Here is a 21891-nt window from a genome sequence, read left to right on the forward strand (position 1 = left end):
GAGGAACGCCATGATCGTCGACTGCGCGCACTACCGCGACGGGCGCCGCCAGCAGCAGGGCCCGATGCCGCTCGAGCAGGCGGCCGCGTGCCGCGAAGAGGGCGGTTTCGTCTGGCTGGGCCTCTTCGAACCCGGTGAGCCGGAGATGAGCGAGGTGCGCCGGAGTTTCGGGCTGCACGAGCTCGCCGTCGAGGACGCCCAGACGTTCCACCTGCGGCCGAAGGCCGAACGGTACGAGGACGGCACCGAGCTGATCGTCCTGCGTACGGCGCGTTACGACGACGACCGCGAGGAGATCGACACGGGAGAGATCAGCGTCTTCCTCGCCCAGAACTTCGTGATCACCGTGCGCCAGGGCATCGCCAGCGAACTGCACGGCGCCCGCGCCCGGCTCGAAAGCCGCCCCGAGCTGCTGCGCGCCGGCAGCGCGTCCACCCTGTGGGCCATCCTCGACCAGGTCGTGGACAGCTACGCACCCGTCGTGGCGGAACTCGACCGGGACATCGAACAGATCGAGGGCACGGTGTTCTCCGGCGCGGTCGCGCCCACCGAGCGGATCTACTTCCTGCGCCGCGAGGCCACGGACTTCTACCGCGCCGTGCACCCGCTCCTCTCCGTGCTCGCCCGCCAGCTGCAGCCCGGCAAGGCACCGCCGGAGCTGCTGCCGTACCTCCACAACGTGCACGACCACCTGCTCCTGGTGAACGAGGAGGTGGCGGCGCAGCGTGACCTCCTCGCCACCGTTCTGGAGGCGAACATCGCGGTGGTCTCCGTCGAGCAGAACAAGATCAACCTCCGCCAGAGCGCGACGATGGAGCAGCTCACCATCCTCGCGACCGTGTTCCTTCCGCTGTCGTTCGTGGTCGGCTTCTTCGGGCAGAACTTCTCCTGGCTGATCGCCCACATCGACAGTTTCACGGCCTTCGTCGTGGTCACCGCAGTCGGCCTGCTGCTGCCGTGCCTGGCTCTGTTCCTCTGGCTCCGCCGCCGGCGCCACGCCCGGCCGCCGGCCGGGAGCATCATCGGAAGTGGGGCGACGATCGACGACGAGAGGCGATGAGCGATGAGGCTGGCCTTTCTCGAGAGCCTCTACGCGGAGCCGGGGCCGTACGTCTCCGTGTACATGAACACCTCGCGGGACGGCGACCACCCCGAGCGGGCGATCGCGCTGCGCTGGCGGCGGCTGCGCGAGAGCCTGTCCCGGCAGGGCGCGGACGCGGCGCTGCTGAACCGGCTGGAGGCGGTGGTCGGCGCCGACACGGAGGTGCCGGGCGTCCACGGGCAGGCCGTCTTCGCCGCCCACGGCACGCTCGTCCTCGACGGGGAGCTACCGAGCCCGCCCGAGCACGACTCCGCCCGCTACGGCACGCTTCCGGACGCGATGCCCCTGGTCGCCCAGCACGTGCCGGAGATCCCGTACCTGGCCGTGGTCGTCCACTACGGCGGCCTCCCGACCGCCGAGACCCACGGCTGGGTGACGCTGGAGGCGGAGGCCGGCAGCTGGCCCGCGTCCACCGTCGCCCCGGGTGAGCGCCTGCACCGCAGGGTCCCCGTGACGATCTGGCACCGTGCCTCCGCGCGGCTCGGCCACCAGCTGGACGCCTGGGCGCGGCGGGCGCACGCCGACGCCGTCGTCGTGGGCGGGAACGAGTGGGCGTGCAACGTGCTGGTCCGCCGTCTGCCGCGCGCCCTGCGGGACCGGGTCGTCCGGGTCGGCGGCCCCACTCCGACCGACACCGGACGCGCCCTGCTGGAACCCCAGCTCGACCGGGTCTTCCGCGGCCACATGGCCGCGCACGACCGGGAGATCGTCGACCTCTTCGTCCACCGGCGTGCCGTCGACGGGCCCGTGGCGGAGGGGCTCGCCGCCACGGTCGCCGCCCTCCAGCGGGGACAGGTCGCGGCGCTCCTGCTGAACCGGCCGCCCGGGTCCCCGCCCCCGGCTCGGCTCTGGGTGGGCTCCCGGCCGACCCAGCTCGCCCTGACCGAGGCGGAGCTGCTGTCCTTCGGCGTGCGCGCCCCGCGCGAGGAGCGCGCCGACGAGGCGCTCGTACGGGCCCTCGTCGGCACGGGCGCCGAGCTCGTCGTCGTACCGGAGGCCGAGCTGCGGCTGTACCAGCAGGTCGGAGCGCTGCTGCGGTACGGCGACGAGGGCGGCCGCCACTCCCCTCAGCGCTGATACGTGCCGACCAGGACGCCGGACGCCAGCTCCCTGCCCTTCAGGGCGCGGTGCACGTCCTCGGCGCCGGGGTGGCCGTGCAGCGGGAGTGGCTCCGACAGGGCGTACAGGCGGAAGAAGTAGCGGTGCGGTCCGTGGCCCGGCGGGGGCAGCGGACCGCCCCAGCCCACCTGCCCGAAACCGTTGGGCCACGGCAGGCCGCCCTGGGGCTTCTGTCCCTCCACCACTCCGGTGGTCGCCGGGTCGATCCCGGTGACCAGCCAGTGCACGAACGTCGTCCCCGGCGCGTCCGGGTCCTCGCACAGGAGCACCAGCTCCGTGGCCTCGTGGGGCACTCCCGACCAGGTCAGGGGCGGTGAGACGTTCTCGCCCTCGCCGCTGTAGCGGCGCGGGATCACCGTGTGGTCGTCGAACGCACTGCTGCTGATGTGAATTCCGCTCATGCGCGCCGCCATACCCGCGACGACGGCACCGCCACCGGTCCGCACCGCTATCCCCGCCGTTCGGCCGAACCCGGTTCGAGCGGGGCCGTACCGGGCGACCCCGGCCCGGTACGGCCTCCGCACGGGCCCCGGCGCGCCCTTACTGCCAGTCGTCCCAGGGCGGGTCGATCTCCTCCGGCTCCTCCGGGCCGAAGGGCGGCTCGTCGTCCGGCGGCTCCGGGTGGTCGCCCCGCGGCCCCGGGCGGTCGTCCGGCGCCGTCGGCGCGGCGGGCTCGCCTCCGGCGAACTGCGCCAGGGCGGCGAGGACGCCCTCGCCGTACTTGGCGAGTTTGGCCTCGCCGACACCGCCGACCGTGCCCAGCTCCGCCACCGTGCCGGGGAGCAGCGTCGCGATCTCGCGCAGCGTCGCGTCGTGGAAGACGACGTAGGCCGGGACTCCCTGCTCGCGGGCGGTCGCGGCCCGCCAGGCGCGGAGGGCCTCGAAGACCGGGACGGCCGCCGGCGCCAGGTCGACCGGCACCCGGGCGCCCTTCGCGGAGCGCGAGCCCGCACCCGAGCCCGAGTCCTTGCGGGAGGGTGCGGCCGGCTTCTGCTCCTTGCGCATCGGGACGCCGCGGCGCCCCGCGAGCACCTCACCGCTGGCCTCCGTGAGCACGAGCGTCCCGTAGTCGCCCTCGACCGCGAGCAGCCCCAGGGCGAGGAGCTGGCGCACGACGCCCCGCCACTCCGCCGTGCCCAGGTCCGCACCGACGCCGAACACCGAGAGGCCGTCGTGCTGGAACTGGACGACCTTGGCCGTCTTCTTGCCCTGCAGGATGTCGATGATCTGGCCGGCGCCGAACTTCTGGCGCCGTTCCCTGGCCAGCCGCCACACGGTGGACAGCAGCTTCTGCGCCGCGACCGTACCGTCCCAGGACTCGGCGGGCGTCAGGCACGTGTCGCAGTTGCCGCACGGCTTGCCCGACTGGCCGAAGTACGCGAGGAGCCGTACGCGCCGGCACTCGACGGTCTCGCAGAGCGCGAGCATGGCGTCCAGGTGCGCGGCCAGGGAGCGGCGGTGCGTCTCGTCGCCCTCGGAGCCGTCGATGAGCTTGCGCTGCTGGACGACGTCCTGCAGGCCGTACGCGAGCCAGGCGGTCGCCGGTTCGCCGTCACGCCCCGCTCGGCCGGTCTCCTGGTAGTAGCCCTCGACCGACTTCGGCAGGTCGAGATGGGCGACGAAGCGCACGTCCGGCTTGTCGATGCCCATGCCGAAGGCGATCGTGGCGACGACCACGACCCCGTCCTCCCGCAGGAAGCGCGCCTGGTTCGCCGCCCGCGCGGCGGCGTCCATGCCGGCGTGGTACGGCACGGCGTCGATGCCCTGCTCCACCAGGAAGGCCGCCGTCTTCTCCACCGAGGAGCGGGACAGGCAGTAGACGACTCCGGCGTCTCCGGCGTGCTCGGTCCTGATCAGCTCCAGGAGCTGCTTGAGCGGATTGTTCTTGGGGACGATGCGGTACTGGATGTTCGGCCGGTCGAAGTCGGCCACGAAGTGCCGGGCGTCCTCCAGGCCCAGTCGCGCCGCGATCTCCGCGTGCGTGGCCTCGGTCGCCGTGGCCGTCAGCGCGATCCGCGGCACCTTCGGCCAGCGCTCGTGCAGCATCGAGAGGGTCAGGTAGTCGGGCCGGAAGTCGTGGCCCCACTGGGCGACGCAGTGTGCCTCGTCGATCGCGAAGAGCGACACCTTGCCCCGGTCGAGCAGCTGCCGGCAGCCCTCGGTGCGCAGCCGCTCGGGAGCGAGATAGAGCAGGTCGAGCTCGTCGGCGAGAAACGCCCGCTCGACGGCCTGTCGCTCGTAAGGATCCTGCGTCGAGTTCAGGAATCCCGCCCGCACGCCGAGGGCGGTGAGCGCGTCCACCTGGTCCTGCATCAGCGCGATGAGTGGCGAGATCACGACGCCCGTGCCTTCTCTGACCAGCGCCGGGATCTGGTAGCAGAGCGATTTGCCTCCGCCGGTCGGCATCAGGACGAGCGCGTCGCCGCCGGCGACGACCTGCTCGATGATCGCCTCCTGGTCGCCCCGGAACGAGTCGTAACCGAAGACACGGCGCAGCACGCCCACCGCGTCGGAGGTCGCGGGAGCGTCGGGAGTCTCGGCGGGCGGGTGAGGGAGGTCGGATGAAGCGTCGGTGAGTGCCACACGAAAAGGCTAGTGGCCCGCACTGACATTCCGGACCACGGGCCGGCCGTCGCGGCCCCGCGACGCACGGACGGCGAGCGTCCGGCTTCGCGCCGGTATGCCCGCGGACCTGCAACGCGGCTCCGCGCGCGCCGAGTTCGCGGCCGCCCTCGACGCCGCGGCCACGGGCCGCGCGCCGGGCAGCCCGCTGCACCCGGTGGGCACCCACCACGCCGGCGCGCGTCCTGCTCGGCGGGGCGCGCCCTGCGTGCGGCCGACGCGCGTCCTGCTCGGCGGGCCGTCCCCTACTTGCGGCCGACTCCCGCGTACATCGCGACGTCCGGCGCCGGCGTCTCCGGCCGCCACGCGGAGCAGGACACCACGCCGGGCTCGAGCAGCTCCAGGCCGTCGAAGTAGCGCGCGACGGCGGCGGGGGTCCGCTGCGTGAGCTTCGGCGTGCCGTGCTCGTTCCAGAACGCCACCGCCGCGTCGACGTCCGGCATGTCGGGGTGCGTGACCGTGTGGGACAGGACGAGGTGGCTGCCGGGGGCGAGCGCGTCCAGGAGCCGGCGGACGATCGCGTAGGACTCCTCGTCGTCCTCCACGAAGATGACGACCCCGAGCAGCATCAGCGCCACCGGCTGCGAGAAGTCGAGCGTCTTCGCCGCGGCGGCCAGGATCGTGTCGACGTCCCGCAGATCGGCGTCCAGGTAGTCCGTGCGGCCCTCGGGCGTCCCGACCAGCAGGGCACGGGCGTGCGCCAGGACGAGCGGGTCGTTGTCCACGTACACGACTCGCGCGTCGGGGGCGACGCGCTGGGCGACCTCGTGCGTGTTGTCGGCGCTCGGCAGCCCCGTCCCGATGTCCAGGAACTGCCGGATGCCCTCCCGCTCCGCCAGGTACCGCACCGCCCGCCCCAGGAACAGCCGGTCGGCCTTCGCGTACTCCCCGATCCCGGGATGCAGCTCCCGGATCCGGTCGCCGGCCTCGCGGTCGACGGGGTAGTTGTCCTTGCCGCCGGTCCAGTAGTTCCAGATCCGGGCGGTGTGCGGCCGGGAGGTGTCGATGCGCGATTCGATGTCGGTCACGGTCCCAACGTATCGCAGCGGACATCAACTCCCTTATGGGGATGCCCCTTTGGCATGCTGGTCACCGGAGGGACGCAGACGTTCGGCCAGGAAGGCCAGGATCTCGTCCCGCGCCCGGACGGTGGGGTGGCCCGCCTCGTCGACGAGATGGGCGGTGACGACGCTGTGCGGCGTGCCGACCAGCTCGGCGAAGAACGGCGGTGGCTCGGGGTTCGCCGCGCTGTCCGGGAGGACGCGGCCGTCGAAGGCGTCGCCGAGCAGCGCGCGGTACGCGGCGAAGCGGCGGCCCGTGCACCAGCGGTCGCCCTCGAAGCGGTAGGAGAGGACGGTCAGTCCGTCGCGGGCCACGCGCTCCCGGATCGCGCGCGCGTCCGCCTCGTCGAGTTCGAGCCCGCCGGGGTCGTCGAGCGGCAGGGAGGGGTGGTTGACGACAGGCGCGATCACGGCCGGCTCCAGGGCCATGGTGAGGGCGAAGTTGCCGGTGAAGCACAGTCCGATCGCGCCGACGCCCGGGCCGCCGCACTCGGCGTGAGCCCGGCGCGCCAGACCGCGCAGCCACGCCGCGACCGGACTCGCACCACCCCCGGCGAAGGCCCGGAACTCCGCACTGACGCACGCCCGCCGGACCACCTCCCCACCGCCCTCGACCGTGGGGAACGCGCCGTCGGTCCCGAAGAGGGAGGGCACGTGGACGGTGAAGCCCGCGTCCCGCACCCAGCGCGCGAGGCGCAGCACGTCGGGACTGATGCCGGGCATCTCGGGCAGGACGACGACGGCGGGCCCGGAACCGGCCGTGTGGACCGTCTTCCCCACGCCGTCCACGTCGATGGGCCGGTGGGCGAAGTCGTCGATCGGATCGTCGGCGGAAGGAGTCATGGGCACAGCGTCGCCCGTCGAGCGAGGGTCGGGTGAGGGGCGAGATCGCCAGGTTCACGGGTAATCTCGCCATCATGAGCGCACTGCGGATCGGTGTCCTGGCGTATCCGGGCTGCTTCGGATCCGAAGTCTTCGGCGTGCCGGACCTGTTGACGATGGCCGCACACGTCGCGGGGCCCGACGGGCCCGGGTATCAGGTGGCGATCGTCTCGCCGCGCCGCCGGGTCACCGCCTCCGGCGGCGCGCGGCTGGACGTCGGCCCGATGCGCGAGGTCGACGTCCTCGTCGTACCGGGCTTCGAACTGCTGCCGGACGCCGACCTCGACGCACGGCTCGGCGCTCTCGGCCCCGAGACCGCCGCGATCCGCGCGCACTTCGCCGCCGGCACCGCCGTCGTCTCGCTCTGCGTCGGCGCCTTCCTGCTCGGCGACGCCGGGCTGCTCGACGGGCGCCGCGCCACGACCTCCTGGCTCCACGCGGACGCCCTGGCCCGCCGCCGTCCGGCCGCCGACGTCCGCCCCGAAGAACTCGTCGTCACGGACTCGGGGGTGACGACGACGGCCGCCTTCAGCGCCATGTACGACTTCGCCCTGGACCTGATCCGCTGGCACGGCGGGCCCCGTGTGGCCCGTACGACCGCCCGGCTCGCCCTCGTCGACGACGCGCGCACCTCCCAGACGCCGTACGTCGACGCCCGGCTCCTCCCGCAGCCCGGGCACGCCTTCTCCGAGCGGGTGATGCGCCACCTCGACCAGCACCTCGCCGCCCGCTACGACCTCGTTTCTCTCGCCGCCGCCTTCGACGTCAGCACCCGGACCCTGCTGCGCCGCTTCTCCGCCGAGACCGGCCGCACCCCGCTCGCCCACCTCCAGTCCTCGCGCGTCCGCCGCGCCCGCCACCTGCTGGAGACCACCGACCGTACGGTCGCCGCCATCGCCACGTGCGTCGGCTACCGCGATCCGGGCACCTTCACGACCCTCTTCAGCCGGCACACGGGCCACTCGCCGAGCACGTACCGCGCGCTCTTTCGGCGTGGCGGGAGCACTGGCGCGAGCGCGGGCGGGGGTACGGGCGCGGGCGGGGGTGGTACGGGCGCCGACGCGGCCGCCGCAGATTTTCGCGGTACGCAGTGCCCGTGAGCCCTCCAGTCGCGCCGCGCTCCGTACACCCGCCCCCGTGCCGCCCTACGGACTCCGGCGTCGTGGCCGCGGTCCGGGCAGCCGGACGTGGCCACCCGCAAAGGCGGCAACCTGCTCTCCGGCGGAGGGAGCCGGCTCTCACCCCCCTTGTCGCTCCAGCCGTTCGACCTCACGGCGGCCCCGCTCGGCCAGTCGGCGTGCCCGCTCCAGGGCACGCTCCGCGGCCTTCGCCTCCGCGCCGGCCTTCGCCGCGGCCGCGTCCTGGTCGAGTTCGGTCTGGCGTGCCTCCCGCAGTTCGTGCTCCAGACGGTGAACCTGCTCGGCCACCTCTTTCGCCTTCGCCGCCGCGGCGGCCTGTGCCTGTTGCACCTGGCCGAGCTCCCGCTCGTGCCGGACGACGTCGGCGTCGGCCTCCGCCACCGCCGTACGAGCCCGTTCGAGATCACGCAGCCGCTGTTCCTCCGCGCGGCACGGCTTCTCCTTCGGCTTCGGCTTCGGCTTCGGCTTCTCCTTCGGCTGCGGCTTCTCCTTCGGCTGCGGCTGCGTGGCCGGCGCCGCGCGGTCCGGCTTCCGCTTCGTCGTCGGCCGCTCGGCCGGGGCCGCGGCGCGGGCGGGCCGCTCCTTCGGCGTCGACTGCTCGGCCGGCGTCGCGGCGCGGGCAGGCACAGTCTCCGGGGCGACGGCGGCGAAGTCGACCGCGGCCTCCGGCACCTTGGCCAGCCGGCCCTTCGCCCACAGCTCGGCGACGTCCGCGTGGGCGAGCACTCCCTGAAGGGTCTGCTCGACCTCACCCAGCACCGTGTCACTCACCGGCTGCCCGGCCTCGCCGGCCAAGGCCGCGGCCGTACGGGCGAGCGTGGCGACGAGCTGATGCCGCTGCCTGCTCGCCGCCCGCAACTGTTCGGCGTCGAGCATCCGATGCGCCTCCCGCAGCGTTTCCCCCAGTGCCAGGAACCGCCTCACCTCCTCGGGCCGCTGGCGAGCGAGCAGGTTGGCGACCCACGCCGCGAGGGCGGGCCGGCGCAGCGCGGCGATCGCCTTGGCCGCCGCTGGGTCCTTCGCCTTGCGAGCCTCGGCGACGTACGCGTCCCGCGCCGCTACGAAGTCTCCGGGCTTCAGCCCGTACAGCTCCTCCGCGACCTTGTCGACATCCACGCTTCCACTGTGCGCGGCACGCGCCGCCCGGGTACGGCCGCGCGGGACCCCGCTCCGCCGAATGCCCGGCCTGATCACCCGCTCGGCCCGACCGGCGCCCGTTCCCCAGCCCCTCGGACCGGCAGGGCGTACGGTCCGTACGCCTTCCGACAGGACGGGGCCCCCGGCGCCGACCCGCGAGCCAAGCCCGCCCCTGAACTCGGCCGGCCCGGCATCGGAAAGTCGTGACCGTCAATGTCACCGTCCTCTGCGACGGTTATTCCTCCCCCGCGAGCCAGGTCGACAAGTTCCTGCACCGGAAGGTGTGTCGATGGTTGAGTGAGGTCATGGATGACTTCGCGATGGATGAGAACCTGGTGCGCTCTCTTGTGCGGGAGCAGCATCCGGACCTCGCGGGACTCGACCTGCGTGAGGTGGCCGGCGGTTGGGACAGCCGAATGTGGCGTCTCGGAGGCGAGTTGGCGGTCCGTCTGCCTCGTTCTGAGCGTGCCCCGTCCCTCCTGCGCAAGGAGTACCGGTGGCTTCCCGCCCTGGCCCCGCGCCTGCCGCTCCCGGTCCCGACCCCGATACGGATTGGTGAACCGTCCGCACGCTTCCCGCAGCCCTGGACCATCGCCACGTGGGTTCCCGGCGAGCCTGCCGATCGCGCCCCCATCAGCGACGACGGGGCTGCCGACACCTTGGCGGGCTTCCTCAAGGCGCTCCATGTGAAGGCGCCGGCAGACGCGCCGGTCAGTCGTGATCGCGGCGTTCCCCTCGAAACGCTCTCGGACGGTTTCCACGAGGGTCTCGCGGAAGTCGAGGTCGCCTTCGGAGGCGCCACCGCCGAACTCCGGAAGGTGCGCGCCATCTGGGACGAGGCCGTCGCGGCTCCCGATTGGGCGGGGCCGCCCGTATGGCTGCACGGCGACCTTCACCCAGCGAACGTCGTGGTCTCCGAGGGCACGCTCTCGGGCGTGATCGACTTCGGTGACATGTGCGCCGGCGACCCGGCGGTCGATCTCGCGGCCGCCTGGTTGCTCCTCCCTGCGGGAGCGGCTGCGCGGTTCTTCGACGCGTACGCGGACGCGGACGGGGCGACGATCCGGCGGGCACGGGGATTGGCTGCCGCGAAGAGCCTCGCCCTCCTCCTCATCGGCCGAGCCGGGGAACGGGGCCTGCCCGGCGGCAAACCGACATGGGGACCCGCGGGCCGTGCCGCGCTGGACCGTGTACTGGCATCGACCTAGGACGCCGGCAGTCGTTCCGTGTTGCCGCAACCGGCCCGCTCGGTGAAACGTCCTCCGGCACCGACGGCGGGCGCGGCGGCCCGACATGCACACCTGCACCGCGCGCCGTACCGTCGCAGTGACACCCCCGATGGGTGCTTCTACAGGCGGCCCCGCGTAATTCGCACGGCGCGGGGCCTGCCCACGTCTTCGACCTGCAGGTGACGGTCTGAAATCCCTTGGACGGCACGGGGAGCGGCTTGCTGAGATGGGGGACGGCAGCTGCTGGAGTCGAAGGGATGCGGCGATGACCGGGATCAGGCTGCACCTCCCGGTGCGCGACCTCACCGACGCGGACCTGCCGTCGTGCGGTTGGGCCGGCTCCCGCAAGCACGTGCGCGAGCCGGCCCACCAGATCCGCCGCGCCGAGGCGGGCGAGGTCGACCACGCACGCTCCAGCGGTACGATACGACGTGCAGGCTGATGGGCAAGGACCTGGTATGAAACGGGAGTTCACGGATTTCGCGGCGTTCGTCACCGATGCCGCGGCCGACCCGGCCGTCGTCGGGCTCGTCCTCAAGGGCTCGCAGGCGCACGACGGCATGGCCACCCGCCACTCCGACCACGACCTCTACGTCATCCTCGACGGCGACGCGGCGAGCGAACTGGCCGCGCTCGACGGCTACCGCTCCGCGCGGCTCGACCTGGTCGTCACCACCCTCGAACGGTTCCGCCGGCCCACCCGGGAGCGGTACGCCATCGCCCGCTCCCGGGTGCTGTTCGACCGTCGCGACGGCGAGATCACCCGTATCGTCGACGCGATGGGGCGGCTCGACGCCGAGGACGCTTTCCGGTCCGGCGCCGGCCTGCTGGACGCCTACGCCAACTCCCTCTACCGCTCGGTCAAGAACCACCGCGACGGCAACCCGCTCGCCGGGCACCTCGACGCGGCCGTCAGCGTCGGATTCCTGCTCGACCTGCTCTTCGCCCTGGCCCGCCGACCGCGCCCCTACAACAAGTACCTGGCCTGGGAGCTGGACCGGTTCCCGCTGCCCGGCTGGGAGGGCTCCGTGCTTCTGGACGCCGTCGCCCGGATCACCGCGACCGGTGAAGCGGCGCCGCAGCAGCGCCACTCCGCCGGGGTGGCGGCGGCGGCCCGGGCCGCCGGCCACGGGGCGGTGCTGGACGCGTGGGGCGAGGACCTGCTGCTGATGCGGCCCCAACCGGACTCCCCAGCCACCGGCCTTTGAGCAACGGGTTACCGGCTATTGCAGGACAACCCGCGATGACGATCGGCGCGCGGCGGGGAGGCCGGACGACGACGAGATCGTTACGGCGCGGTCACTCCACCGGCCAGGTGTGGACCGGGGCGTTGAGGTGCATGAAGTCGATGTACTGGCCGGTCATCCGGCGCAGGGCGGCGGGCCGGTCGAGGTGGGCGATGTCGTGGAGGTGGTGGAACATCTCCGACTGCCACACGGCTCCGTTGCGGGCGGAGACGCAGCGCTGCTCGATGATCCCGAGCAGCGGTTCGCGCCAGCTCGTGTCCAGGCCCAGGGTCTCCAGGCCCCGGTGGGCGAGCGGGAGGAGGCGGCGCAGGACCAGTTCGGTCGCGGGCACCTGGCCCGTGCCGGGCCAGAAGAGTTCGGCGTCGATGCCGCGTCGTGCCGCCGTGTGCAGGTTGTCCTCGGCGGCCGCGAAGGACATCCGGCTCCACACCGGCCGGTCCTCGTCGACCAGGGCGCGGACGAGACCGTAGTAGAAGGCGCCGTTCGACATCACGTCGGCCACCGTCGGTCCGGCGGGCAGCACGCGGTTCTCGACGCGGAGGTGCGGGACGCCGTCGACGACCGCGTAGACGGGGCGGTTCCAGCGGTAGACGGTGCCGTTGTGCAGGGTGAGCTCGGCCAGGTGGGGGATCTCGCCGCGGTCGAGGGTCTCCTCGGGGTCCTCGTCGTCGCAGAGGGGCAGGAGTGCCGGGAAGTAGCGGGTGTTCTCCTCGAAGAGGTCGAAGACGCTGGTGATCCAGCGCTCGCCGAACCACACGCGGGGCCGCACTCCCTGGACCTTGATCTCGTCCGGCCGGGTGTCCGTGGTCTGCTCGAACAGCGGGATGCGGGTCTCGCTCCACAGTTCCTTGCCGAAGAGGAAGGGCGAGTTCGCGGCGAGCGCGACCTGGACGCCGGCGATGGCCTGGGCGGCGTTCCAGTGGGCGGCGAACTCCTCGGGTGCGACCTGGAGGTGGAACTGGGTGCTGGTGCAGGCCGCTTCGGGCGTGATGGTGTCCGCGTAGGTCCGCAGCCGTTCCACCCCGTCGATCTCGATCAGGAGGTCCTCGCCGCGTGCGGCGAAGATCTGGTCGTTGAGGAGGTGGTAGCGCGGGTTCTCGGACAGCGCGGCGCGGTTCGCGTCCCCGCGCTCCAGGGTCGGGAGGGTCCCGATCATGACCAGGTGCGCGCCGATGGCGGCGGCCTTGGCCTCGGCGTGGTTCAGTGCGTTGCGGATCTCCTCCTCCCAGGTGTCGGGGCCGCCCGCGGTGAGACGGCGGGGCGGGATGTTGATCTCCAGGTTGAACCGGCCCAGCTCGCTCGACCAGGCGGGGTCGGCGATGACCTCGAGGACCTCCGTGCTGCGCATGGCGGGTCTGGAGGTCTCGTCGACCAGGTTCAGCTCGATCTCGAGGCCGACCCGCGGCCGCTCGACGTCGAAGCGGGCCTCGCGCAGCATGCGGGCGAGGACGTCGAGGGAGGCGTGCGTCCTGTCGCGGAAGCGGCGACGGTCGTCACGCGTGAACGTCAGAGCCGGGACGTCACGTCCCATCGGATCCTCCCGGGGCTCGGCGGCACGGATCCTTCCTCCTTACCTTCAGCGTGCCACCGGCGGGCTCGCGCTGCGACCAGCGGAGGCCCGCCCCGGCGCTCCGCCGGGCTCTCCGCGGGCCGACGGGGACGGCCGCAGTCGTTCCCACCCGGGCAAACGGCGGTCACGTGATCGTCCTGATCCGTCCCGGGGATTCGGCCGGCCCGTGCCCGCCGTGCTTTCCTTGGTGGGCACCCCATCGAAGAAGGCATGGCACTCATGAACCGCTCGGCCCGTACGGGAGATCTCACCGGCCTCGCCGATCTCACCGGCACCACCGGTACCCCGCCGCTCCCGGCCGCGGAGCGCTTCGACGACATGGAGCTGCCCGAGGCGGTCCTGGCGACGCTGGCCGCCGAGGGAGTCACCGCCCCGTTCCCGATCCAGTCCGCCACCCTCCCCAGCGCCCTCGCGGGCCGCGACGTCCTGGGCCGGGGCCGTACGGGATCGGGCAAGACGCTCGCCTTCGGGCTGGCGCTCCTGGCTCGTACGGCCGGCCGGCGCGCCGACGCCAAGAAGCCGCTCGCGCTGGTCCTCGTACCGACGCGCGAGCTGGCCCAGCAGGTCACCGAGGCGCTCACGCCGTACGCGCAGGCCCTGAGGCTGCGCCTCGCCACCGTCGTCGGAGGTCTGCAGTCGGGCCGGCAGGCGGGCGAGCTGCGCTCCGGGGCCGAGGTCCTCGTCGCCACTCCGGGGCGCCTCAGGGACCTCGTCGAGCGCAGGGACTGCCGCCTCGACCAGGTGGAGATCGCGGTCCTCGACGAGGCCGACCAGATGGCGGACATGGGGTTCCTGCCCCAGGTGACCGAGCTGCTCGACCAGGTGCGGCCCGGCGGGCAGCGGATGCTGTTCTCGGCCACGCTGGACCGGGACGTCGAGCTGCTGGTACGCCGGTACCTGGAGGACCCGGTGGTCCACGCGGTCGACCTCACCGAGGAGACCGGGTCCACGGTCGAGCACCACGTGCTCCACGTCCACGGCGCCGACAAGTTCGCCACCGCCACGGAGATCGCCGCGCGCGACGGGCGCGTGATCATGTTCCTGGACACGAAGGCCGCCGTCGACCGGTTCACCCGGCACCTCGTCGGCAGCGGGATTCGGGCCGCCGCGCTGCACGGCGGCAAGTCCCAGCCCCAGCGGACCGACACCCTGGAACGGTTCAGGACCGGTGCGGTCGGCGTCCTGGTGGCCACGAACGTCGCGGCCCGTGGCATCCACGTCGACGACCTCGACCTCGTCGTCAACGTCGACCCGCCCGCGGACCCCAAGGACTACCTCCACCGCGGCGGCCGTACGGCACGGGCCGGGGCCTCCGGCAGCGTCGTCACCCTGGCCCTGCCCGACCAGCGCCGTGACCTGGCGCGGCTCCTCGCGGACGCGGGCGTCCGGCCCCGGATCACCAAGGTCCGCCCCGGCGAGCCCGAGCTGCGGCGCATCACCGGGGCCAGGACGCCCTCCGCCACCCCTGAGGCCGGCAAGCCCGCCTCCGCGGGCGGCGACCGGCGCGGCGCGGCCTTCCGTGGCATGGGCACCGTCCCGGGGAAGGCCGGCCGCGCCAAGAACGAGTCCCGGAAGTCCGCCGAGGCACGGCGCACGGCCGAGGCCCGCAAGGCCGCCCGCGTGCGACGAGGCTCGTAGGCACGACACGGCGCATAGGCACGACACGGCTCGGGGGGCACTACACGGCTCATAGGCACGACACGGCTCGGGGGGCACAACGCGGCTCGGGGGCACAACGCGGCGCATAGGCGCGACGCGGCTCCGGGCCGACGCGGCTCGTAGCTTTCGGGCGGCGCCCGGCCTTCGACGACCTTGGTGACGCGTGGCGGTGACGGACCCTCAGGCGTCGACGGAAACGTCGCCATCCGCCCGTACCCGCAACCGTCCCTTCGCCTGCAGTCGCTCCAGCCGTCGTTGCTCCTTCGCCACCCACCGCCGTACCGGGTCGGGGTCCAGCATGCCGCCGTGACCTGCGTACAGCCGCTCGGGGCCCAGGTCGAGCATGCGCCGGAGGCTGGCCAGATTGGCGAGGGGGTCGTCGTGGAAGGGCGGGTTCCAGGGCCGGCGGGGCAGCTGTCCCAGGAGCGGTGTCGCGATCAGGTCCCCCGCGACGAGGTCTCCCGCCTCGGTGAGGACCGACATCGACCCGGCGGTGTGGCCCGGAGTGGGGACGATGCGGGCGTCGACGCCGTAGTCCGCCAGCGGCGTCTCCCCGCGGACGAGGAGCTGCGGGCTGAACGGCTCGGCTCGGACGTGGAAGGGCGGAAGCGTGGCCAGCAGCCTGCCCAGTCTCCCGGTGGGCAGGTAGGGCTCGCGTACGCGGCCGCTGGTGTACTGCCGGAGGTCGCCGACGTGCGCGGCGATCGGCGCCCCGGTCAGTCGGCTCAGTTCGGCGGCTCCGCCGAAGTGGTCGATGTGGCCGTGGGTGACGACGATCAGCGAGACGTCGTCCGGGTCCACCCCCTGCTCGGCCACGCGTTGGTAGACCTTGCGACCGCTGCCGGGGACACCGGCGTCGACGACGACCGGCCTGCGGCCGAGGAGCAGATAGGCGTTGACGTTCCGCTTCCCGAGGACCGGGAGGGGGATGACCTTCGTGCCGGGCACGGAGTACTCCGTTCGAGGTGATTCACGGGCGATACAGGAGCGATTCAGGCGTGATCCAGGCCTGATCAGGTTCGGATGTCTCGACGTTAGGAGCACCGGTTGAGCTGATCCATGCCTGTCCCGCGCACTTTCATTGCCGCTCGTCTCACGCCAAGCCGGGTCGTGGACTACGCTGCCGGCATGGACGCGCTCGCGGATGTGCTCGCCGCAGCCAAGGTCGGCGGCAGCGTGCTCGCCCGGGTCGACGTGGCGGCACCCTGGGGCATCGAGTTCCCGAAGCTGCCGATCGCGGTCTTCCACGCCGTCGTCAGCGGCTCCTGCTGGCTGCGCCGCCCGGGGGCCGAGCCGATCCGACTCGCCACCGGCGACCTGGTCCTGCTGCCCGTCGGCGCCGGCCACGTCATGTCCGACGCCCCGAGCGGCCCGGCGGCCGCCTATGACGACCTCGTGGCCGCGCGCCCCGGACACCGGGAGTCGGAGATCCACATCCCGGGTCCCGGCCCGCGCACCCGGATCGTCTGCGGCGGCTACCGCTTCGACGGACGCGTCTCCCGCCCCCTGCTCACCCTTCCGCCGGTGCTCGTGCTGCCCACCGCCGACGGCGAGACGCCCGACCGGAGCGAACTCGCCGACACCCTGCGCATGCTCACCGGCGAACTCGCCGAACCCCGGCCCGGTTCCCAGACGGTCATCGACCGGCTGACCGACGTGCTGTTCGTCCACATCCTGCGCCGCTGGACCGCGGACCGGGACGAGCACGGCGCCTCCTGGCTCCTGGGCCTGCGCGACCCGGAGATCTCCGCCGCCATCTCGCTCCTGCACGAGGACCCGGCCCGGCCGTGGACCGTCGAGGAACTGGCACACCGGGTCGGCGTCTCCCGCGCCACGCTCTCCCGCCGCTTCACGGACCTCGTCGGCGAGCCACCCCTGGCGTACCTGACCCGCTGGCGCCTGGAACTGGCCGGCCGGCGGCTCCGCGACGGCTCCGACGCGCTGCCGGCCGTGGCCAGGAGCGTCGGCTACACCTCGGTGTCGGCGTTCTCGCGGGCCTTCGCACGTCAGTGGGGAACGCCGCCGAGCCGCCACCGCAGCGCCCCGCACCTGCCCTGAGCGCCGGAGTCCACCATCGGATTCGGCCCGCCACACCGGGTGCCGTGGGCGCGGCGCGGTTCCCTCCGGGTGCGGATACGGCCATGGGGAACGACGCGTTCCGACCGCGGGGGCGCCGGTCCTCGAAAGCGGCGCGGGGCCTGCCCTGGAGACGACGCTGTGCTACTTGCGGTGGTCGTGGTGCTTGAGGGAGTCCATGATGCCCGCGGCGCGTTCGCGGACGTTCTCGGTGGCCTCTCGCACCTTTGCCTTCGCCTGGTCGGTCCGGCCCTCGGCCCGCAGGCGTTCGTTGCCGGTGAGCTTGCCGACGGCTTCCTTCATCCTGCCCCTGACCTTGCCCATGGCGGCGTTGCGACCCATGGCGTCGGTCCCCTTCGTCGCTGGATCGGGTACGGCGTCCACCCTAGGAGCGCTCGGGTGTTTCCGCCTGTCGGCCCAGTGCCCTTGCCGCCCGCCGGGCGCTCGGCAGCGGCTCAGGTCCCGGTGGCCATGGCCGGGAGTGGCCGCCAGTCGACGGGGACGTCGCGCATGACCAGGGCGCAGTCCAGGGTCGCGCTCCCCGGTGGGAAGCAGTCCGGGTCGTCGAAGAAGGACGAGGTGGCGGAGCGGACGCGGCCGGCTTCCACGTGCCAGGCGTCGGTGTGCAGTTCCATGCCGTCGAGGTGGCGGCCGGAGCGGGTGGCCGAGAAACCCTTTGCCCCGCGCCGGAAGAAGCGGGAGGCCTCAGCGAGGTCGGCGAAGAGCTCGCTGTCGCGCAGTTCGTCGGCCGGCTCGACGGTGACGTCGACTCGGGTGTCGCCGTCCCGTGTCCTCAGTGCGACGCGCATCCGGTCGGGCGTCTCCTGCACGTCGAAGTCGGCGCGGCCGTGCTCGCCGGGGAAGAGACGGCCTCCGGCCCAGACGTTCAGCCGTGAGGCGGTGTCGCGCCGTGGGATGTAGACGCCGGTCTCGACGCCGTCCGGCCCGTCCCACTCGACGGCGATCCGATGCGCCGCGTTCTCGCTCCGCAGCCCGAACGCCTGGGGCGCCCAGGCGGGCCGGACGCTTCCGAGCCGCAGCAGGCAGATGCCCGCGACCGCTTGGCCGTTCACCAGTTGCGGGCGCAGTGGCCCGGGGAGCAGGCGTGCCGCGGCGTCGGGGGTGACCCGGTAGTTCACCAGCAGCCGTCGCTCGACGACGCTGGACAGGCGCGGCTGTCTCATGATTCCTCGCTCTGCGCTCCGGGGCGCCACTTGGTGTGGCGGAGCACGATCTGCTCGGGACAGACGGCGCTGAGGAACCGCCCGATGCTGGTGGCCAGGCGGTCCTCGGCCAGCGTGTAGAGAATCCGGTTGCCCTCCCGTCGTTCGGTGACCAGTCCGGCTCCCTTGAGGACGCCGAGATGACGTGAGATGGAGGGTGCGCTGATCGCGAACCTCGCCGCGATCTCGCCGGCCGCGAGCTCGCCGCCTCTGAGGTCCTCGAGGATCTGGCGCCTCGTCGGGTCGGCGAGGGCGCGAAAGGCTCCGGCCTCGTCCTGAGCTTCTGTCATGCCCAGTATTTAGCATGTTAGCTAAATACCTAACAAGTAGGCCAAGTAGGCTCTGCCTGCTGGAGTTGCCGCGCGAGCTGAGGGCCCCATGAACCGACACGACGACGTCCGCTGTGACCGTCAGACCGCTCCAGCCGTGTGCGGGTCCCGCCGGTGAGCTGGTGGGGGTGGCTGCTCGGCGCGTGGCTCGTCTCCCAGCCCGTCCTCGCACTGCTGTGGCACCTCTTCATGCGCACCCGCAAGCACCAGGACCCCCCGTGACGGCCTCCATCCACCGGTCGGCGCAACCGCGTGCTCCCGTCTCGCCGCCGCGCCGCACCGCGACCGATGACTGTCGGAGGCCGTCGGAGCGTGATCCTGGCTACAGTGACAAGATGTTCAAATCCCGCAAAGTTCATGAAGAGGACGTCTGGGACGGCATCGTCGTCGACAAGGTCCGCAGACTCACCGACGGCTCCGATCTCTACCACTACGTCGAGGTCCGCCTGCAGGACGGCACCACGAAGAAGGCCCGGATCGAGAAAGCGCTGTGGGAGTCGCTGGCCACAGGTGACCGACTCGTCAAGGAAGCCGGCGCTACGGCTCCGACCAGAGCGCCGGCGTAACGGACGCGAACCCTTCGAGCTCGGCTGCGCGACGAGGTCTTCGGTCCACGGAGGGCCGGAGGCCAAATGACGACGCTGACGCCCGCCGGACACCGGACACCGGACGCCTGACACTGGCCACCGGCCACCGGCCACCGGCCACCGGCGGGCGTCGGGCATCGGGCATCGGGCGTCGGCTGAGCGGCGAGGCGGTCAGTACAGGGCGTCGCCCATCGGCGAATCGCCGCCCGTGACGTACGCGCGGATCGATGCCAGGTACTCCCCGCGGCTGACGCGGCCGTCACCGTCGCCGTCCAGTGCGTCGAAGGCCGCGTCGGCGTTGCCGGCCCGGTTGCCCAGCGCCTGGCGCAGCTTCGTGAACTGCGACCTGTCCAGGGCACCGTCCTGGTCGGCGTCGACGAGATCGAACAGCGCGCCGAGGGCGTACTGGCAGATGTTGTCGAACTTCTCGGCGTCGACCCAGGCGATGTACTCCTCGTAGGTCATCACGCCGTCGCCGTTGGCGTCCATCGCGGCCCATGCGCGTTCGCCCGTGGCGCGCGCGGCGATGACCAAGGGGTCGTGGTCGTCGCGTCCGGCCGCCTGCTGGGCCCGTTCGATCCGGACGAAGTAGTCGTGCCGGGAGGCGACCCCGTCGCCGTCCGTGTCCAGCATCGCGTAGATACGGCCCTTCGGGGTTGCGAGGTCGGCCGGGGCGGCGGGCGGTTCGGTACGAGGGAGCGGCATGTCGGGCTTCTTTCGGGTGCGGGGTGCGGACCGGTCGGCCGGGCATCGCGGCCCTCGTCCGGTACGGCGGCCTGCCGGCCGCCACGGCCATGATCGACGGGCGAGCCCTTCGCGTCCGGACGACCCGCCAGGGGCGGAACGAGGAGAATCCTCGGGGGCGACGAGGCGCTGGCTCCGGGCCGCGTCCGGTAGCTGGAGCCGCCGCTGCCGGTCCAGGGGGGGCCAGGGCCAGGAGCAGCAACAGGCCGCCCAGAGGCAGGAGGTCCAGGCTCATCGCGCTGACGGTGCTGCCGGCGACCACCACGAGCGGCCTACGGCCCTGACGCACCCCCAGGTTTCCCCCGAGGCGACCCCCGGGTGAACGTCAACTCACCGCCCGCCAGTTCACCCTGTCGGGTGGCGCGGCCTCGCCAGGCGCAGGTGGCATCCGGTCAGCGCAGGCGGTGCGCGAGGGGGTGGTGTGGCCCGGGTGCGGCATGAGGCGCTCCGGGAGGCACGGGAGCGACCGGCAGCGCTGAGGCCCAGGGTGCCGGCGCGCGCAAACCCTTCGGGCCGGGGTGGCCGGGACCTCCCCGCCGCGCCTGTACGTGACCCCGTCGCGGCCGGTGAGCTACGGAGCGTTCCCCGCCCCACCGTCCTGCCCGGCCCGCCTCGCGGGCGTCGCGGGCCGCGGGGCGACAGCGCACCGTCGACAGACCGGAGACGTCAGCATGAGCACACCTCCCTCCGCCCCGCTGCGGGTCGCCCTCGTCAACGGAAGCTTCGAGCAACCGTCCGTCACCGACATGGCGTTCCTGCCGGACGCTTCCCAGACGCAGGCCCCGCGGCACGTACCGGGCTGGCTCACCACCGCGACGGACCACATGATCGAGTTATGGCACTCCGGATTCAACGGCGTGCCGTCGGCGGAGGGCGAGCAGTTCGCCGAGCTCAACGCCAACCAGGTCTCCACGCTCTACCAGGACCTGCCGACCACCCCCGGCACCAAGCTGTACTGGCGGCTCTACCACCGCGGCCGGCAGGGCCAGGACACCATGGCCCTGGACATCGGCGCCCCGGGCAGCGTGGTCGAGCAGCGCAGCTTCACCGACGGCAACACGGCGTGGGGCTACTACACGGGCACGTACACCGTCCCGGCCGGCCAGACCACTACCCGCTTCGCCTTCCGCTCCGTCTCCGCCGCGGGCGGCAACCAGGGGATCGGCAACTTCCTCGACGGGATCTTCTTCGGCACCGCGCCGCACGTCGTGCTCACCAAGACCGCCGTCCCGGCCGGCCCGCTGGACGTCGGTGACGTGGTCACGTACCGCATCACCGCGACGAACGAGGGCGGCGGCGCCGCCGAGCGGCTCACCCTGACCGACGTCCTGCCGGCCGGCACCACGTACGTGCCCGGCTCCCTGCGCGTGATCGACGGTCCGAACCCCGGTGTGAAGACCGACCGTTCCGGAGACGACCAGGCCCACTACGACGCCGACGCCCGGGCGGTCGTCTTCCGGCTGGGCACCGACGCCTCCGCCACCCAGGGCGGGAGCCTGGCCAACACCGCGTCCCTGCCCCGCGGCACGACCGTCGAGTACCGGGTGGTGCTCGGCCTGGAGACAGCCGGGACGCGTGTCACCAACACGGCGACCGCCGCGTACGAGAACCGGCTCGGGCCCACTCCCGAGCCGCTCACGGCCACGTCCGACGAGGCCGTCACCGAGGTCCGGCCGGCGGCGGACCTGGACGTCACGAAGGCGGCCGACGCCACCGCGGTGACCGTCGGGCAGACGGTGACCTATCGCGTGACGGTCCACAACGCCGGGCCCAGCCCGGCGACCGGAGTCACCGTCACCGACCGGCTCCCGACCGGCCTCGTGTTCCTCTCCGCCGACGCCTCCCGTGGCGGCTACGACCCCGGTACGGGACAGTGGGCGGTCGGCGAACTGGCCGACGGCGCCCGCGCGACGCTCACCGTACGGGCGAAGGCGACGAGGACCGGCCGGATCACGAACACGGCCTCGGTCACCGCCGTCGAGAAGGACCCCGACCCGGGCGACAACACCGACTCGGTGGTCATCTGCGTCGAACCGGCCCCGGCCTGCTGCGATCCCTGCCCGCCGCGCGGCTAGGGGGTGTCTTGTCGATCAGGCCGGATCAGGGAGCGGCGTCTGGTGCCGTGCATCGCAAGGCGGAGGAGGGAGTCCATGCGGAGCATCGGC

General features: G+C 72.8%; 21 protein-coding genes. 10 read left to right on the top strand and 11 right to left on the bottom strand.

The window, feature by feature from the left end; translation table 11 throughout:
* Positions 1-10: 10 nt before the first annotated feature.
* Both ACWEJX_RS27380 and ACWEJX_RS27385 read left to right on the top strand, forming a co-directional pair.
* On the top strand, positions 11-1060 hold the full coding sequence (locus ACWEJX_RS27380; RefSeq protein ID WP_451610070.1) for a CorA family divalent cation transporter: 1050 nt from the start codon (positions 11-13) through the stop codon (positions 1058-1060).
* A gap of 3 nt (positions 1061-1063) precedes the next feature.
* Positions 1064-2179, top strand: a complete 1116-nt coding sequence (locus ACWEJX_RS27385) for a baeRF2 domain-containing protein (RefSeq protein ID WP_451610071.1) — start codon at positions 1064-1066, stop codon at positions 2177-2179.
* Here ACWEJX_RS27385 and ACWEJX_RS27390 read toward each other — a convergent pair.
* From ACWEJX_RS27390 to ACWEJX_RS27405, 4 genes are all read right to left on the bottom strand, one after another.
* Positions 2170-2622 (bottom strand): YbhB/YbcL family Raf kinase inhibitor-like protein, encoded by a 453-nt coding sequence (locus ACWEJX_RS27390; protein WP_451610072.1) that lies wholly within the window; start codon positions 2620-2622, stop codon positions 2170-2172. The two genes, ACWEJX_RS27385 and ACWEJX_RS27390, sit on opposite strands and share 10 nt — an antisense overlap.
* Before the next feature lie 139 nt (positions 2623-2761).
* Positions 2762-4726: a DNA helicase RecQ gene (gene recQ / locus ACWEJX_RS27395; protein ID WP_451610090.1), complete on the bottom strand. Its 1965-nt coding sequence runs from the start codon at positions 4724-4726 to the stop codon at positions 2762-2764.
* Between the two features lie 362 nt (positions 4727-5088).
* A complete protein-coding gene (locus ACWEJX_RS27400; protein WP_451610073.1) occupies positions 5089-5871 on the bottom strand; it encodes an SAM-dependent methyltransferase in 783 nt (260 codons plus the stop codon).
* A 33-nt stretch (positions 5872-5904) separates the two neighbouring features.
* Entirely contained in the window at positions 5905-6747 is an 843-nt protein-coding gene (locus tag ACWEJX_RS27405; RefSeq protein WP_451610074.1) for a dienelactone hydrolase family protein, read from the bottom strand.
* A gap of 74 nt (positions 6748-6821) precedes the next feature.
* Between ACWEJX_RS27405 and ACWEJX_RS27410 the strand changes: the two genes are divergently transcribed.
* Positions 6822-7886, top strand: coding sequence for a GlxA family transcriptional regulator (locus tag ACWEJX_RS27410; RefSeq protein ID WP_451610075.1), 1065 nt, complete (start codon positions 6822-6824; stop codon positions 7884-7886).
* A 138-nt stretch (positions 7887-8024) separates the two neighbouring features.
* Here the strand turns inward: ACWEJX_RS27410 and ACWEJX_RS27415 are convergent, their stop codons facing one another.
* Complete coding sequence (locus ACWEJX_RS27415; protein WP_451610076.1) at positions 8025-9041, bottom strand: hypothetical protein; 1017 nt, start codon at positions 9039-9041, stop codon at positions 8025-8027.
* A 326-nt stretch (positions 9042-9367) separates the two neighbouring features.
* On the opposite strand from ACWEJX_RS27415, the gene ACWEJX_RS27420 reads away from it, so the two are divergent.
* The 3 genes from ACWEJX_RS27420 (at position 9368) to ACWEJX_RS27430 (ending at position 11499) form a co-directional block, all read left to right on the top strand.
* Positions 9368-10270 (top strand): aminoglycoside phosphotransferase family protein, encoded by a 903-nt coding sequence (locus ACWEJX_RS27420; RefSeq protein WP_451610091.1) that lies wholly within the window; start codon positions 9368-9370, stop codon positions 10268-10270.
* A 286-nt stretch (positions 10271-10556) separates the two neighbouring features.
* Entirely contained in the window at positions 10557-10733 is a 177-nt protein-coding gene (locus ACWEJX_RS27425) for a hypothetical protein (RefSeq protein WP_451610077.1), read from the top strand.
* Positions 10734-10749: 16 nt separating this feature from the next.
* Positions 10750-11499, top strand: a complete 750-nt coding sequence (locus ACWEJX_RS27430; RefSeq protein ID WP_451610078.1) for a hypothetical protein — start codon at positions 10750-10752, stop codon at positions 11497-11499.
* A 91-nt stretch (positions 11500-11590) separates the two neighbouring features.
* Here ACWEJX_RS27430 and ACWEJX_RS27435 read toward each other — a convergent pair whose 3' ends face one another.
* Positions 11591-13069 (bottom strand): glutamate-cysteine ligase family protein, encoded by a 1479-nt coding sequence (locus ACWEJX_RS27435; protein ID WP_451610079.1) that lies wholly within the window; start codon positions 13067-13069, stop codon positions 11591-11593.
* A 258-nt stretch (positions 13070-13327) separates the two neighbouring features.
* On the opposite strand from ACWEJX_RS27435, the gene ACWEJX_RS27440 reads away from it, so the two are divergent.
* A complete protein-coding gene (locus ACWEJX_RS27440; protein ID WP_451610092.1) occupies positions 13328-14746 on the top strand; it encodes a DEAD/DEAH box helicase in 1419 nt (472 codons plus the stop codon).
* Positions 14747-14947: 201 nt separating this feature from the next.
* Here the strand turns inward: ACWEJX_RS27440 and ACWEJX_RS27445 are convergent, their stop codons facing one another.
* Positions 14948-15715, bottom strand: coding sequence for an MBL fold metallo-hydrolase (locus tag ACWEJX_RS27445; RefSeq protein ID WP_451610080.1), 768 nt, complete (start codon positions 15713-15715; stop codon positions 14948-14950).
* Between the two features lie 180 nt (positions 15716-15895).
* Between ACWEJX_RS27445 and ACWEJX_RS27450 the strand changes: the two genes are divergently transcribed.
* Positions 15896-16825, top strand: coding sequence for a cupin domain-containing protein (locus ACWEJX_RS27450; protein ID WP_451610081.1), 930 nt, complete (start codon positions 15896-15898; stop codon positions 16823-16825).
* A gap of 162 nt (positions 16826-16987) precedes the next feature.
* Here ACWEJX_RS27450 and ACWEJX_RS27455 read toward each other — a convergent pair whose 3' ends face one another.
* The 3 genes from ACWEJX_RS27455 to ACWEJX_RS27465 all read right to left on the bottom strand — a co-directional run bounded on the left by ACWEJX_RS27455 (position 16988) and on the right by ACWEJX_RS27465 (position 18356).
* The gene (locus ACWEJX_RS27455) at positions 16988-17185 is read right to left on the bottom strand and encodes a CsbD family protein (RefSeq protein WP_451610082.1); all 198 of its coding nucleotides are present in this window, start codon (positions 17183-17185) and stop codon (positions 16988-16990) included.
* A 113-nt stretch (positions 17186-17298) separates the two neighbouring features.
* On the bottom strand, positions 17299-18027 hold the full coding sequence (locus ACWEJX_RS27460) for a DUF2071 domain-containing protein (protein ID WP_451610083.1): 729 nt from the start codon (positions 18025-18027) through the stop codon (positions 17299-17301).
* Positions 18024-18356 carry a metalloregulator ArsR/SmtB family transcription factor gene (locus tag ACWEJX_RS27465; protein ID WP_451610084.1) on the bottom strand — a complete coding sequence of 111 codons (333 nt, stop codon included), beginning with the start codon at positions 18354-18356 and terminating at the stop codon, positions 18024-18026. Before ACWEJX_RS27465 ends, ACWEJX_RS27460 begins: the two co-directional genes overlap by 4 nt.
* A gap of 374 nt (positions 18357-18730) precedes the next feature.
* On the opposite strand from ACWEJX_RS27465, the gene ACWEJX_RS27470 reads away from it, so the two are divergent.
* On the top strand, positions 18731-18961 hold the full coding sequence (locus ACWEJX_RS27470; protein WP_451610085.1) for a DUF7489 domain-containing protein: 231 nt from the start codon (positions 18731-18733) through the stop codon (positions 18959-18961).
* A gap of 192 nt (positions 18962-19153) precedes the next feature.
* On the opposite strand, the gene ACWEJX_RS27475 is transcribed toward ACWEJX_RS27470, so the two are convergent.
* Positions 19154-19687 (bottom strand): EF-hand domain-containing protein, encoded by a 534-nt coding sequence (locus ACWEJX_RS27475; RefSeq protein ID WP_451610086.1) that lies wholly within the window; start codon positions 19685-19687, stop codon positions 19154-19156.
* A 710-nt stretch (positions 19688-20397) separates the two neighbouring features.
* Here ACWEJX_RS27475 and ACWEJX_RS27480 point away from each other — a divergent pair.
* A complete protein-coding gene (locus ACWEJX_RS27480; RefSeq protein WP_451610087.1) occupies positions 20398-21801 on the top strand; it encodes a DUF7507 domain-containing protein in 1404 nt (467 codons plus the stop codon).
* The last annotated feature ends 90 nt before the right edge of the window (positions 21802-21891 follow it).

The organism is Streptomyces sp. NPDC004788, from assembly GCF_053601115.1.